The following is a 13,279-nucleotide window of genomic DNA, read 5'->3' on the forward strand; positions in this document are numbered from 1 at the left end:
GACGACGTCGTATTCCATTGCTTCGCGCGGGCCGTATTGCGCCAGCAAGTCTTGAGGTTGAGTCATGGAGTGTCCCGTATGGTTTTTTGGTTGGAATATTTTTGCGAACGATCGTGCTATTGTTCAATATTTTGCGAGAGAATGCTAGTCTGCAACGCAAATATGTTCGCGATGCCAAGTATTTTATGTGATTTCCCTTTTATAAGTATGGAAATGGACTCACTACCTCATGAGCCGAAATTGCAAGGAATGGATTGGGGGAGGGATTCGACGCTCCCAAGAAAGATGAAATAAATTCAACAATGGATGAATCGCTTTAGCGCCCAACGAAAGGCACGCCACCGAATGACCGACAAGATATTGATTCATACCTCGCGCATGGATGTGCGCTGGGGCGACATGGACGCCTTCAATCACGTCAACAACACCGTCTATTTCCGCTACATGGAGCAGACCCGCATCGAGTGGCTGGAAACCATCGGCGTCGGCTTGGCCGCCGACGGGCTGGGTCCGGTGATCGTCAATGCGCATTGCAGCTTCCTGCGTCAGCTCAAGTATCCGGCCGACATCGAAATCCGCATGTACGCACAGCCTCCCGGCCGCTCCAGTGTGGAAACTACCTATGAAATCCGGCGTGTCGATCAGCCGGAAATCATTTATGCTGAGGGCGGCGCAAAGATCGTGTGGGTTAATTTCAAGCAAGAAAAATCGGTTCCACTACCCGAAAGCATCCGACAGACCCTGACAGGTTTGTAAGTTTCGAGAAAGGTAGATGCGACAGAATCAGCCCCGATACCGATGCTGCGGAGAACCCGCAACAGAGGAGAGTTAGTCCACAACAAGATGGTCTGGCCACATAATTAAACCCAGGAGGAAGACAAATGACTTACAAGACCCAAGCTCTGGTTGCAGCAGCATTGCTGAGCCTTTCCCTTTCCAGCCAAGCTGCCGACCCGATCAAGATTGGCGTGTCCGGCCCGTTCACCGGCGGTTCCGCGCCGATGGGCGTCTCCATGCGCGACGGCGTCAAGCTGGCCGTGGCTGAAATCAACGCCGCCGGCGGTCTGTTGGGCCGCCAGGTCCAACTGGTCGAGCGCGACGATGAAGCCAAGAATGAGCGCGGCGTGCAGATTGCACAAGAGATGATCAACAAGGAAAAAGTCGTCGCCACCGTGGGTTACGCCAATACCGGCGTGGCGCTGGCTTCGCAGCGCTTCTACCAGGAAGCCAAGATTCCCGTGATCACCAACGTCGCTACCGGCTCCGTGGTCACCAAGCAGTTCGAGAAGGACAAGGACAATTACATCTTCCGCACTTCAGCCAACGACGCGATCCAGGCCAAGATGCTGGCTGATGAAGCCATCGACAAGCAAAAGTACACCAAGGTCGCGATTCTGGCCGACTCGACCAACTACGGTCAGTTGGGACGTGAAGATCTGGAAAAGGCCCTGGCCGCCAAGAAGATCACGCCTGTCGCCATCGAAAAGTACAACCTCAAAGACGTCGACATGACGGCCCAGTTGCTGAAGTCGAAGCAAGGCGGCGCGCAAGTCGTGCTGACTTACGGTATCGGTCCTGAACTGGCGCAAATCGCCAACGGCATGGAAAAGCTGAACTGGCACGTGCCTATCATCGGCAGCTGGCCGCTGTCGATGGGCAACTTCATCGACAATTCCGGCAAGAACGGCAATGGCGCACGCATGCCGCAAACCTTCATCCAGGATGGCGACACGCCAAAGCGCAAGTCCTTCATCGAAGCCTACCAAAAGGCTTACAAGGTTGACCGCATGCCGTCGGCTGTGTCCGCCGCCCAAGGCTACGATTCGATCCTGTTGCTGGCCGCAGCGATCAAGCAAGCCGGCTCCACCGATGGCGAAAAAGTCCGCGGCGCGCTGGAAAGCCTGAACACCAAGATTGAAGGCGTTGTCACCACGTACAACAAGCCATTCACGCGTGACGATCACGAAGCCATCAAGGCCAACATGGTCGTGATGGGTGAAGTCAAAAACGGCCGCGTCGTACTCGGCAAATAAGTCTGACGGCAACGTAATTTGTCGTTAAAGCATAAAGGCCAGTCCTTGCGATCCGGGGACTGGCCTTTTTCGCAGAGTCTGTTGACGATCTTTTAACTTGTATCGGAAGTGACGGAAATGTCGCAGCGACGTCGAATCCACATCGGCTGAACGGGCCGTGTGTTCAACGTCGGGCAACGCGAAAGCGAAGCCGGGCAGGGCGTAGCGAGCATATGCGTACTTGTACGCATATGCATAAGCAGGCCCGGGTTGCATAATTCCTCACCGCCATACGACGCAAAGATCCCGGCGCACTCAACCCGCCATTCAATGGCAGCCGCTTCTTGGGTAGAAATAATGGATATTCTGTTACAGCTGGTTTTCAGCGGCATCGCGCTAGGCATGATCTACGCGGTGATCGCCTTCGGTTATCAATTGACCTTCGCCACCTCCGGCACACTGAACTTCGGCCAGGGCGAGGCATTGATGCTCGGTTCGCTGGTCGGCCTGTCCGTGGTCGGCAACATACACGGCGGTCCCTATCTCAACTACTGGCTGATGATCCCGATCGTGCTGGTCTTCGGCGCGCTGCAAGGCGTCTTCGTCGAATGGATCGGCGTGCGTCCGGCCATCAAGATCAAGTCCGAATTCGGCTGGATCATGTCGACCATTGCGCTGGCGATCATCTTCAAGAACGTCGCGGAAAACATCTGGGGCAAGGACGACTTGCCGTTCCCGAGCCCGCTGTCGGGCGTGCCGTTCCAGATCTTCGGCGCCAACGTGCAACCGATGCAGGTGCTGGTGGTGGTCGGCGCGCTGGCCATCATGCTCGCCGTTGAAATCTTCAACCGCAAGTCGATCTACGGCAAGGCCGTGGTCGCCACCTCCAACGACCGTGATGCCGCCGGCCTGATGGGCATCAACACCAGCGTGGTGATCACCTTCTCCTACGCCTTGTCGTCGGCAACCGCCGCCTTCGCCGGCGTGCTGGTGGCGCCGCTGACACTGACCGGTGCAACCATGGGTGCAGCGCTTGGCCTCAAGGCATTCGCCGTGGCCATCATCGGCGGCCTGACCTCGGGCATGGGCGCCATTGTCGGCGGCCTGATCCTCGGCATCGCTGAAACCGTCACGGGGTTCTACATCTCGACCGGCTACAAGGAAGTCCCCGGACTGCTCCTGCTGTTGCTTGTGCTGGCTGTAAAACCTGCAGGCCTGTTTGGCAAAACCGCGATCAAAAAGGTCTGATGAACATGAACAAGAAAATCCTTCTTCTTTCGATCCTGGGCATCGCCGCGCTCGCGGTGCTGCCTCTCTTCGTGCGCAATCCCTACTATCTGCATCTGGTGGAAACCATCCTGATCTACGCCATCCTGCTGTTCGGGCTGGATATCGTGGTCGGCTACACCGGCCAGGTTTCGCTGGGTCACGCCGGCCTGTTCGGCATCGGTTCGTATACCGCGGGCGTGCTGTACTTCAAGCTCGGTTTGCCGTTCCTGCTGATCCTGCCGGCCAGCATCGGCGTCACTGCGGTCTTCGGCGCAGTGCTGGCCTTGCCGGCCTTGCGCGTGACGGGTCCTTACCTGGCGATGGTCACGCTGGCCTTCGGCACCATCATCCAGATTCTCATCAATGAAATGACTTTCCTCACCGAAGGTCCGATGGGCATCAAGGTGCCGAAGCCGAGTTTCGGCGGAACCAAGCTCGACGAAGTCGAATTCTTCTACGTCGTCGCGGTGCTCATGGTGCTGTCGCTGATCGTGGTCCATCGCATTCTGCGCTCCAACCTCGGCCGCGCCTTCCAGGCGCTGCGCGACAGCCCGATCGCCTCGGACTGCATGGGCGTGTCGGTGTACCGCTACAAGGTCTACGCCTTCGTCATCAGCGCCGCGCTGGCCGGTTTGTCGGGTTGCCTGTACGCGTATTCGGAAGAGTACATCTCGCCCAATACCTACAACTTCGAACTGACCATCCTGTTCCTGCTGGCGGTCATCATGGGCGGCCGCAAGTCGCGCATCGGTTCGCTCATCGGCGCGCTGATCGTGGTCATGCTGCCCAGCCTGCTGTCGGACATCGAACTGTTCCGCCAGATCGCCACCGTGGCTGCCGTGATCGTCGTCCTCGGCGCCATCGGCTCGGTCGTCAAGAAGATCAAGACGCCACGCGAAATCGCCGTGCCGGTGGTCGCCACCGTGCTCATGGCCGGCTTCTCCTACAAGCTGGAAAACATCACCGACTGGCGCCTCACCATCTTCGGCCTGATGACGCTGTTCGTGGTCTATTACCTGCAAGACGGCATCGTCGGTTTCTGCCGTGCCATGTTCGGCCGCATGCTCAGCAAGCGTGTTCCGCTGGCGCAGCAAATCGCCGGCGACAAGACTGCCGCCGTCATCACCAACGATGCGGTCAAGGAAGTCGGCGCAACCCTGCTCAAGGTCAACCAGGTGCTGATGCAGTTCGGCGGCCTGAAAGCCCTCAACAAGGTCGACCTCGACGTCCGCAAGGGTACCGTGCACGGCCTGATCGGCCCCAACGGTTCCGGCAAGAGCACCATGATGAACGTGCTCACCGGCATCTACCGTCCGACTGACGGCGCGGTGGAATACGACGGCCGCACCATCACCGGCCAGCCGCCGTCGCTGATCGCCCTGGGCGGCGTGGCGCGCACTTTCCAGAACGTCCAGCTGTTCGGCGAAATGTCCGCCACTGAAAACGTCCTGGTCGGCCTGCACCACACCTTCCGCAGCAACGTCGCCGACGTCATGGTGCACAGCCCGCGCTACCTGCGCGAAGAGCGCGCCGCACGTGAACGCGCCGCCGCGATTCTCGAGTTCGTCGGCCTCGCCGATCTTGCCAACGAAGAAGCGCGCAACCTGCCGTACGGCAAACAGCGCCTGCTCGAAATCGGTCGCGCACTGGGCCTCAATCCGAGCCTGTTGCTGCTCGACGAACCGGCCGCCGGCCTCACCGCGCCCGACATCAAGGAGCTGGTCGCCATCATTCGCAAGATCCGCGATGTCGGCATCACCATCATCCTGATCGAGCATCACATGGACGTCGTCATGTCGATCTGCGACACCGTCACCGTGCTCGACTTCGGCCAGAAGATCGCCGAAGGCAAGCCGGCCGCAGTGCAGGCCGATCCCAAGGTGATCGAAGCCTATCTCGGCGGCAGCGCCGGCGACGCCACACCTACCACCGCGGGAGCTTGAGATGTTGACGATTTCGAATTTGCAGGCCGCTTACGGCAAGGTTGAAGTGCTGCACGGTATTTCGATGGAAGTGCCGAAAGGCAAAGTGGTCACCCTGATCGGCTCCAACGGCGCCGGCAAAACCACCACCATGCGCGCCATCTCCGGCATGATCAAGCCCAAGGGCGGCACCGTCACCCTGGGCGGCAAGGACGTCACCGGCCAGGACTCGCACAAGATCGCGCGCGCCGGTCTCGCCCATTCGCCCGAAGGCCGCCGCGTCTTCGCCACCATGAGCGTCACCGACAACCTGTTGCTGGGCGCGTTCCCGCGCTTCACCCGGGCGCGTCCCAAGGGCGATATCGCTCACGACCTGGAACGTGCATTGGAGTTGTTCCCGCGTCTCAAGGAACGTCAGACGCAACTGGCCGGCACGCTGTCCGGCGGCGAGCGCGCGCCGTGATGCTCAACCCGGAAGTGATCCTGCTCGACGAACCATCGATGGGACTCGCGCCCATCCTGGTCGAGGAGGTGTTTCGCATCATCTTGCGTTTGAAGGAACAGGGGATCACGATGCTGCTGGTGGAACAATTCGCCGCTGCGGCATTGAACGTCGCCGACTACGGCTACGTACTGGAAAACGGCAAGATTTCCGTACACGGCCCGGCCGACAAACTGCAGAACGACCCGGCGGTGCAAGCCGCATATCTCGGCGGTGGTGCTGCACATTAGTTTTTGGAATGAGTTCTCGTGTTCCGGCACCCGCTGCATCGGTGCCGGAGCATGACTACCGAAAAGCCGATGGCCGACCGAAACTACGGCTTCATCGCAGTGGGTAACGGCTAAGGATGCCAGCTGATCAGGCCGGTTGCTCAGTATGTTTTTGAGTTTTCGCGCGTTGAATTGCCCTGCGCTGCATTACGTGTTTTCTCTATTGCTTCTTTCCGTGCTGCTTCCGAGTCCAGCTCTTCGCGCAGGACGGTCTTTGAAGCCGAACCGCTCGATGCAGGTTGGATAGGATTTCTGTCACGCGATACGGCCGGTTTCGGTGTCGGCGGACCTGTTGCTGTTCTTTTCATAGACGCCTCATCAATCTGAGCCGAGGTTTTTGGAAATGCTGCGGCGTGGCGAAGAAAGGAACCGCCGGGTCAGCCCGGCAGCTCCTGACAGCTTAGCGTCCGGTGCCGCCTGCGCCGCTCGAACCTGCGCCACCGGAGCCACCGGAACCACTGGAGCCACCGCTCGAACCGCCGGAACCGGAACCGGTGCCTGTACCGCCGGACCCGCTCGTACCCATGCCCGAGTTGGAACCGCTGGAACCGGCACCGGAACTTCCGCCATTCACCGAGCCGCTGCCCGAACTGCTATCGGATCCGGAGGATTGACCGGTGCTGTTGCGGCGCTGCTTGCCGTTTTTCGATTGGCTGCTGCCACTGGCGCCGCCACTGGTCGTGCTGCTGGCTCCAGTTCCGCCGCTACCTGTAGCCGTCGATGAACCCGTCTGTGCGTATGCAGTCGTGGCAAAGGCGCTGACGATAAGCAGAGTGATAAGTTTGTGTTTCATTATTGTCTCCTTAAGTGATGACCCCTTACGTGGCCCGATAAAAAACAAAAAAATGGATTGGTTCAGCGACATCAGCGAGAGAAGCAACGCCACTGCCGGAACCTGAAAAAGAACTTACGTCAATCCCCCGATACGGACATGTACGGGCATGCCGCATTGACGGTAGGGACAGGTCAAACTTTTGCCGTGACATCCGGAATCGCCGAGCGCGCCAAAAATTGCTTGGTGACCGACGGTAAATGCGCCAACAGCCATTCGGCCATGGCGCGTTCTTCCTGGATGATCTGCTCGCAGGCGCGCTGAGTTTCTGCATCGCCCGCTTGCTCCGCCGCCGCGATCAGCACGGTGTAGGTCGCAATCTCGACGTTCTCAAAGACATACCCGGCGATGGCGCCTTTGACCACTTCATCAGTCATGGCCATTCCTCCCATCGCTTGGCCGAAAGCCATCAGTTTTCCACCGATATCTTTCAGCATGGAAGGTGAGCCGCCCAGACGCTTGATGCAGTTGTCGAGCAAGGCCTGTTGCCCCAGCGTCTCTTCGATGTGCTGCTCAATCCGGGCTTTCAGTTCGGGATAATGTTCGATACGCTCGGCTTGCGCCTTGAGCATATGCTCTGCCTGCTGCTCCATCGCATGGGCATCGCGGAGCCAGTCGAGGAGATTCTCGTTGGGGGACGTAGTCATTGGTTGCCTCGTAGTCAGATTGAACGGAAGTTTGAAAAGAAGAACTTGTCGAGCGTTGATGCATTCATGGCTTATGCGCCGTTTTCCGCCATCTCCTGTTCGGCGATGTCGGTTAGCTTCTTGTCGGTCGCTTTCTCTTCCTCAAGCGTTTCCAAGAGCAATTTGAGAGCCTCGTCATAGCCCAGCTTTTTCGCCAGCGCGGCGAGCGTGCCATAGGTGGCGATCTCGTAGTGCTCTACCTTTTGAGCGGCGCCGATAAGAGCCGCGTCAAGTACTGGCCCCTTTTCGATCTCGTCGATCTGCTCCTGACCTTCTTCCACCAATCCTTCCATCGCGACGCATTTGATACGTTTGAGCCGCAACTCCGAGGCCTGTACGACGCGATCGATGCGTTCGATCTGGCCATTGGTCTCTTCCAGATGCGTCTCGAAGGCTTGCTTCAATTGCGGGGACGTCGACGCGCGTGCCAATTTCGGCAATGCTTTGGTCAACTGTTTTTCTGCGCTATAGACATCCGACAGACTGTGAATAAAAAGATCTTTCAGGGTTTTTGCAGTCATCTCATTCTCCATTGATGGGAAGCAGTGTCCAGCTTGGGCTTGATATCGGTCGGTGGACCAGAAATCGCGTGATCAGCCGCTTCGAAAATTGCTAAAGTTCAAGCGGATGGGGGCGGCTCCTTTGCCGCTGCGACCTTTTCCGCATCGGTGCCTCCCGGTCCCATTCCCAGTTCGGCGCCTGTAAGGGGATCGCCGGTTTGCGCGGAGGCGGTACGCACTGCCATTTGCGCCACAACGGCGCTTTCCTCGCTACCGAGTTCCACCGTGGCGTCACCGCCTTTGCCGTCGACATTGAGCTGCTCGTCAGGGTCAGAGACGAAGTCCCATTTTTCCCCTTGGTTCCACGGGCCTCGCTCTTCACCGGGGCCGCGTGACAGGTTGTAATACACGCTTGCAAACCGTGGATCTCCGGCCGCTTTCCCTGGTGGGAAATTGGGAGAAATAGCATAGAGGGCCTTTTCAAATGATTTTTGATGCGCGATTTCACGCGTCATCAAAAAACCGAGTGCTTCTTTGACACCAGGATCCGAAGTTAAATTGATCAGGCGCTCATAAACGATTTTGGCGCGCGCTTCGGCGGCGATATTGGAACGGAGGTCGGCAGTCGGTTCGCCGATCGTGTCGATGTAGGCTGCGCTCCAGGGCACTCCTGCCGAATTGACCAAAGGGGCACCGCCGCCGTACAAGACTTGCGTTAAGTGGCTGTCATTTCCCGCACCAGTAATAGAGCGGTAAATTTCAGCTTCTTCTTCCACCCCCTCGGCAAGACGGCCCTTGGCGCCCTTGTTGAGCATCACAACGATGTTGCCGATGACTTCCAGATGGCTGAGCTCCTCGGTGGCGATATCAAACAACATGTCCTTGCGACCGGGGTCGTCTTCCGAGAGCGCTTGGGTGAAGTATCGGCATGCAGCGGCAAGCTCACCTTGAGGGCCGCCGAATTGTTCGAGCATCAGGTTGGCAAGGCCGGGATTGGTTTCGCTGACACGCACGGTGTACTGCAGTCTTTTATTGTGGGCGAACATAACTTCTCCTTTACATGGGAGCGCGTGGAGGGGACGGCTGAGCAGTACCGGACGTAGAGTTCGGTTCGTGAATTGGGCCGCATGCCGGAAACCTGGGCATGCGGGCTGTCAGCCTGCGGCTAAGGATTAGCGGGACTGATTGTTGCCACCGCCGCCATGGCTGTTTTGGCCACCCTTGCGGCCAGCTTCACGTGCTTCCTCGGAACTGAATTCATGTCCGGTTCCTTTTTCGTGGGAAGCCTTGCCGCCTTCACTTGCGATTTCACGTTGCTTCTCGGGATCCATCGAAGCGAAGCCGCGGTTACTGGTGCTACCTTGGTTTTGTTGATCAGCCATTGTGTTTCTCCTTAAGGGGATAAGTAAAAACCAGGACGTTTCTGCAAACCTGGTGAGACAGATCGTAAATAGTTTTGCCGAGTATCGGCATCGGAGCATTTCCACTCTTCAGGTCGGCGCCCACTGGCGAGGATGACAGCGTCGCTGAAGACGAGCTTGCGCTCTCGGTTGAAAAAGAACGGGAGAATGCGGGGCATGGGACGGCGCCAAATTACAGAGCGGTATCGAGCAGCATCATCAAGATGAAACCGCCAACAATGCTGCAGCTACAGGCAAGATGATGACCATCGCGATGCGCTTCAGGGATCACGTCATGCGCGATGACAAACAGCATGGCGCCGGCCGCGCCTGCCAAACCCCAAGGCAGCCAGAGTTCCGAGGTGCTGACAACGGCCGCAGCAAGCACTGCTGCAATCGGTTCAACCACGCCGGAAAGAACCCCCATACTGATCGCCATGCCTTTGCGATAGCCGACGCTGCGCAGGGCTGTCGCAACCACCAGACCTTCCGGAATATCCTGGATGGCTATGCCCGCTGCGAGCGTATTGGCTTGTGAATGGGCGATGCCGGCGTAGCCGACGCCAATGGCCATGCCCTCCGGTATATTGTGCAAGGCCACTGCAAGCACAAACAACCATGCCTTGCGTGTAACTGAGGTGTCTGTGTCGCTGTGTAAGCCGGGGAGGGCGATCGATCCCCAGCGGTCCAGCACGAGAACGAATCCTGCTCCCAAGAGTACGCCCAGCGCAACCTGAGCGCTGGATTCCCAGCGTGGCACACCATGCGACTGCATGGCCTCAAGTGCCGGAATGATCAGGGAGAAAGTGGATGCCGCCAACATGACGCCGGCCCCAAAGCCGAGAAAGCTGGCGGAGGCGCATCGCGAAAAACCTTTTGACAGTGCGACAGGAATTGTCCCGGAGGCCGTGGCCAATGCCGCGGCTGCACCGCCGAGCAGTGCTCCGCGTAAAGGCGGTGTGCCTTGGAGCCAAACCGCCACCCCTCCCAGCAGGCAAAGAAAAAGAATGCCGACGGTAATATGCTCTACGGTCGGCATTTCAGACGACGCATCGGAAGTCGTCGCTGGTGGTTGTAGAAGTGGCGGTTGCGGCTTGTGGATTTTTGGCATCGAAGTCCCTCCGGCTGGCTTTTGCATCAGCCAGAGGCGACTTTCTGCGAACGCCGTTGAAGTTAAGTTTGCGGCTGCTATTGGCAGGTTGTGGCTTGGGGCATGCGGACGGCGGCGAAATGACCGACTGTCGTTGTCGTTGATCGCCGTCGTTACCCTTATCGCTTACTACCGTTCGGCGCGCTCGTATTTACACTGCTGCCGCCAGAGCCGGCGTTGCCAGTGTGGTTCGTTTGGTTCTGAGCCGATGGTCCGGAACCGGTATTGCCTCCGTTACCGCCCGACGAGGAACCGCCGACGCTGGACGACCCGCTGGCCGAGCCGCCGCTGCCGCCACCGTTCATGCCGCCCGTGCCGTTGGCGCCGAAGGATGTGCCTGTACCGCTTGCACCGGAACCTCGTTCGCCGCCGCTTAGGGCGCCGCGATTGCCGCCGTCGCCGTACCGCTGGTGGCCTTGTTCCTGCCGGAGCGTCCATCCGACGTCGGCCTGCGTCGCTACGGCCAGGCCGCCGACGCGCCGGAGGATGCGGCCGTGAAGGCGCGCAACCCGCTGGCGATCGCGTTCGACGCGCTGCGCCAGGCGATGAAGGTGCGCGATTTCTGGCTGCTGTTTTTCAGCTTCTTCGTCTGCGGCATGAGCACCAATGGCTACATCGGCACGCAGTTCATCGCCATGTGCAACGACTACGGGATTTCCGAAGTCGGCGGCGCCAGCATCCTGGCGGCGATGGGCATGCTCGATCTGGTCGGCACCACCTTGTCCGGCTGGCTGTCGGATCGCTTCAATCCGCGCGTGCTGCTGTTCTGGTACTACGGCCTGCGCGGCATCGCGCTGATCTTCCTGCCGTATGCGTTCGGCCTCGATTATTTCGGCCTGACCGTGTTCGCGATCTTCTACGGTCTCGACTGGATCGCCACCGTGCCGCCGACCGTGCGTTTGGCCAACGATGTGTTTGGCCGCCTGGCTGCACCGATCGTATTCGGCTGGATCGTCGCCGGTCATCAGCTCGGCGCCGCCGCCGCCACCACGATCTCGGGCTTCATGCGCGCCAACCTCGGCGACTACACGGCGTCGTCGATGCTGATGGGCGTGGCCTGCCTGGTCGGCGCGGTGATGGTGTTGCGCATCAAGGGGCAGCAGCATGACAAGCCGGTGGCGGTTCCTGCATAAAACGCTTCTTTCGTGCCACGCAAAAACGCCCGCTTCACGTTGATGAAGCCGCTTCACGTTGATGAAGCGGGCGTTTTTGTTTTTGCGCTGTTGCAGGGCGATTGCTGCGGGACTACCTGGCCAGCGCCTTGCGCAGGCTGGAGGTCGCCAGATCGACGGCGCTTTTCGCAGCAGGGGTGTCGCCCAGCGCATTGAGCATCACGAAGTCATGGATGGTGCCGAGGTAGCGCACCTGTGTCACCGGCACGCCGGCCTTGGCCAGCTTGGCGGCATAGGCTTCGCCTTCATCGCGCAGGACGTCGTTTTCATCCGTGATGACCAGCGCCGGCGGCAGATCCTTCAACTGTTCCAGTGTGGCGTTCAGCGGTGCGATATGCGGATCCTTGCGGTTGGCGCCGGCCGGCAGGTAGGCGTTCCAGAACCACTTCATCGCTTCCCTGGTCAGCCATGGGCCGTTGGCGAACTGGTTGTACGAACCGTTTTCAAAATTGGTGTCGGTCACCGGATAGAACAGCACCTGGTACTTGATCGCCGGACCCTTGCGTTCCTTCGCCAGCAGGCTCACCACGGCAGTCATGTTGCCGCCCACGCTGTCGCCGGCAATCGCCAGGCGGCTTGCATCGACGTTGAATTCCGCAGCATGTTCGGCGACGTATTTGGTCGCGGCGTAGTCCTGTTCGATGGCGATCGGATAGCGCGCTTCCGGCGAACGGTCGTAGTCGACGAAGACCACGGCAACCTTGGCGCCGTCGACGATCTGGCGCACCAGGCGATCATGCGTATTGACGTCGCCCATCACCCAGCCGGCGCCGTGGAAGTACATCACCACCGGCAGTGTTTCCTTGTTGCCTTGCGGACGCAGGACGCGGATGCGGGTGCTGCCGGTCGGACCGACCGGGATCACGCGGTCTTCGATGTCGGCGGCCGGCTTGGCGACTTTGCCGGACTGTGCGCCGGCCAGCAGGTTGCGGGCTTGTTCAGGTGTCAGCGTATAGATAGCAGGACCGCCGGCGGCGGCCAGCGCGTCGAGGAAGCCTTGGGTTTGCGGTTCCACGGAAGCAGCGGAGGCAGATTGGGCGGCCGAAGCGGCGGCGAGTGCGATGGCGCTGAGGGCGAGCAGTTGTTTGATCGATTTCATGATGTTTCCTTTCGGGGAGGGGCGAGGGTTTTATATTCGAACAATTAAATTGTGCGCAATGTATTTGATGCTTTGGCAAATGAAACAAGTCATGCATGCGCTTGCCTTTCTGGAGTGAGGGGCAGTGCATGGAACGAATAATAAATTGTTGAAAATTAAATTGCAAGCAATTTACGGCAACCTTGGCGCCGTCGACGATCTGGCGCACCAGGCGATCATGCGTATTGACGTCGCCCATCACCCAGCCGGCGCCGTGGAAGTACATCACCACCGGCAGTGTTTCCTTGTTGCCTTGCGGACGCAGGACGCGGATGCGGGTGCTGCCGGTCGGACCGACCGGGATCACGCGGTCTTCGATGTCGGCGGCCGGCTTGGCGACTTTGCCGGACTGTGCGCCGGCCAGCAGGTTGCGGGCTTGTTCAGGTGTCAGCGTATAGATAGCAGGACCGCCGGCGGCGGCCAGCGG

General features: G+C 59.2%; 13 protein-coding genes and 3 pseudogenes. 7 read left to right on the forward strand and 9 right to left on the reverse strand.

What is annotated here, in order from left to right; genetic code table 11:
- The 6 genes and pseudogenes from HLUSI_RS34080 to HLUSI_RS28125 form a co-directional block, all read left to right on the forward strand.
- Positions 1–191, forward strand: a 191-nt coding sequence (locus tag HLUSI_RS34080) for a hypothetical protein (RefSeq protein ID WP_238533978.1), incomplete at its 5' end; no start/stop codon positions are given.
- Positions 192–345: 154 nt separating this feature from the next.
- Complete coding sequence (locus HLUSI_RS0111180) at positions 346–756, forward strand: acyl-CoA thioesterase (RefSeq protein WP_016834070.1); 411 nt, start codon at positions 346–348, stop codon at positions 754–756.
- A 125-nt stretch (positions 757–881) separates the two neighbouring features.
- Positions 882–2,033, forward strand: coding sequence for an ABC transporter substrate-binding protein (locus HLUSI_RS0111185; RefSeq protein ID WP_016834071.1), 1,152 nt, complete (start codon positions 882–884; stop codon positions 2,031–2,033).
- 336 nt (positions 2,034–2,369) lie between these two features.
- Positions 2,370–3,260 (forward strand): branched-chain amino acid ABC transporter permease, encoded by an 891-nt coding sequence (locus HLUSI_RS0111190; RefSeq protein ID WP_016834072.1) that lies wholly within the window; start codon positions 2,370–2,372, stop codon positions 3,258–3,260.
- A 5-nt stretch (positions 3,261–3,265) separates the two neighbouring features.
- A complete protein-coding gene (locus HLUSI_RS0111195) occupies positions 3,266–5,224 on the forward strand; it encodes a branched-chain amino acid ABC transporter ATP-binding protein/permease (protein ID WP_029363403.1) in 1,959 nt (652 codons plus the stop codon).
- 1 nt (position 5,225) lies between these two features.
- Positions 5,226–5,935: pseudogene (locus HLUSI_RS28125) on the forward strand (ABC transporter ATP-binding protein).
- 140 nt (positions 5,936–6,075) lie between these two features.
- On the opposite strand, the gene HLUSI_RS33275 reads toward HLUSI_RS28125, so the two are convergent.
- The 7 genes from HLUSI_RS33275 to HLUSI_RS0111230 form a co-directional block, all read right to left on the reverse strand.
- Positions 6,076–6,282, reverse strand: a complete 207-nt coding sequence (locus HLUSI_RS33275; protein WP_162098066.1) for a hypothetical protein — start codon at positions 6,280–6,282, stop codon at positions 6,076–6,078.
- 92 nt (positions 6,283–6,374) lie between these two features.
- Positions 6,375–6,767 (reverse strand): hypothetical protein, encoded by a 393-nt coding sequence (locus HLUSI_RS32195; protein ID WP_193365579.1) that lies wholly within the window; start codon positions 6,765–6,767, stop codon positions 6,375–6,377.
- 173 nt (positions 6,768–6,940) lie between these two features.
- A complete protein-coding gene (locus tag HLUSI_RS0111210; protein ID WP_029363404.1) occupies positions 6,941–7,453 on the reverse strand; it encodes a ferritin-like domain-containing protein in 513 nt (170 codons plus the stop codon).
- A gap of 71 nt (positions 7,454–7,524) precedes the next feature.
- Positions 7,525–8,013 carry a YciE/YciF ferroxidase family protein gene (locus HLUSI_RS0111215; RefSeq protein ID WP_029363405.1) on the reverse strand — a complete coding sequence of 163 codons (489 nt, stop codon included), beginning with the start codon at positions 8,011–8,013 and terminating at the stop codon, positions 7,525–7,527.
- 98 nt (positions 8,014–8,111) lie between these two features.
- Positions 8,112–9,038: a manganese catalase family protein gene (locus HLUSI_RS0111220; RefSeq protein WP_016834077.1), complete on the reverse strand. Its 927-nt coding sequence runs from the start codon at positions 9,036–9,038 to the stop codon at positions 8,112–8,114.
- 126 nt (positions 9,039–9,164) lie between these two features.
- Entirely contained in the window at positions 9,165–9,374 is a 210-nt protein-coding gene (locus tag HLUSI_RS0111225; protein WP_016833239.1) for a KGG domain-containing protein, read from the reverse strand.
- Positions 9,375–9,585: 211 nt separating this feature from the next.
- On the reverse strand, positions 9,586–10,503 hold the full coding sequence (locus tag HLUSI_RS0111230) for a ZIP family metal transporter (protein WP_238533979.1): 918 nt from the start codon (positions 10,501–10,503) through the stop codon (positions 9,586–9,588).
- A 419-nt stretch (positions 10,504–10,922) separates the two neighbouring features.
- Between HLUSI_RS0111230 and HLUSI_RS28130 the strand changes: the two are divergent.
- Positions 10,923–11,675: pseudogene (locus tag HLUSI_RS28130) on the forward strand (MFS transporter); the annotation flags it as partial.
- Positions 11,676–11,787: 112 nt separating this feature from the next.
- On the opposite strand, the gene HLUSI_RS0111240 reads toward HLUSI_RS28130, so the two are convergent.
- The gene (locus HLUSI_RS0111240) at positions 11,788–12,813 is read right to left on the reverse strand and encodes an alpha/beta hydrolase (RefSeq protein WP_016834080.1); all 1,026 of its coding nucleotides are present in this window, start codon (positions 12,811–12,813) and stop codon (positions 11,788–11,790) included.
- A 181-nt stretch (positions 12,814–12,994) separates the two neighbouring features.
- Positions 12,995–13,078 (reverse strand): annotated as a pseudogene (locus tag HLUSI_RS35050) (alpha/beta hydrolase fold domain-containing protein); the annotation flags it as partial.
- Between the last annotated feature and the right edge of the window lie 201 nt (positions 13,079–13,279).

Source organism: Herbaspirillum lusitanum P6-12 (genome assembly GCF_000256565.1).
GTDB lineage: Bacteria > Pseudomonadota > Gammaproteobacteria > Burkholderiales > Burkholderiaceae_D > Herbaspirillum > Herbaspirillum lusitanum.

What these genes read in the sequence shown, in the direction of transcription:
- HLUSI_RS32195 (WP_193365579.1), bottom strand. Translation starts at nt 6,767, where the DNA reads ATGAAACACAAACTTATCACTCTGCTTATCGTCAGCGCCTTTGCCACG.
- HLUSI_RS0111230 (WP_238533979.1), bottom strand. Translation starts at nt 10,503, where the DNA reads ATGCCAAAAATCCACAAGCCGCAACCGCCACTTCTACAACCACCAGCG.
- HLUSI_RS0111210 (WP_029363404.1), bottom strand. Translation starts at nt 7,453, where the DNA reads ATGACTACGTCCCCCAACGAGAATCTCCTCGACTGGCTCCGCGATGCC.
- HLUSI_RS0111190 (WP_016834072.1), top strand. Translation starts at nt 2,370, where the DNA reads ATGGATATTCTGTTACAGCTGGTTTTCAGCGGCATCGCGCTAGGCATG.
- HLUSI_RS0111215 (WP_029363405.1), bottom strand. Translation starts at nt 8,013, where the DNA reads ATGACTGCAAAAACCCTGAAAGATCTTTTTATTCACAGTCTGTCGGAT.
- HLUSI_RS0111240 (WP_016834080.1), bottom strand. Translation starts at nt 12,813, where the DNA reads ATGAAATCGATCAAACAACTGCTCGCCCTCAGCGCCATCGCACTCGCC.
- HLUSI_RS0111180 (WP_016834070.1), top strand. Translation starts at nt 346, where the DNA reads ATGACCGACAAGATATTGATTCATACCTCGCGCATGGATGTGCGCTGG.
- HLUSI_RS33275 (WP_162098066.1), bottom strand. Translation starts at nt 6,282, where the DNA reads ATGAAAAGAACAGCAACAGGTCCGCCGACACCGAAACCGGCCGTATCG.
- HLUSI_RS0111220 (WP_016834077.1), bottom strand. Translation starts at nt 9,038, where the DNA reads ATGTTCGCCCACAATAAAAGACTGCAGTACACCGTGCGTGTCAGCGAA.
- HLUSI_RS0111185 (WP_016834071.1), top strand. Translation starts at nt 882, where the DNA reads ATGACTTACAAGACCCAAGCTCTGGTTGCAGCAGCATTGCTGAGCCTT.
- HLUSI_RS0111195 (WP_029363403.1), top strand. Translation starts at nt 3,266, where the DNA reads ATGAACAAGAAAATCCTTCTTCTTTCGATCCTGGGCATCGCCGCGCTC.
- HLUSI_RS0111225 (WP_016833239.1), bottom strand. Translation starts at nt 9,374, where the DNA reads ATGGCTGATCAACAAAACCAAGGTAGCACCAGTAACCGCGGCTTCGCT.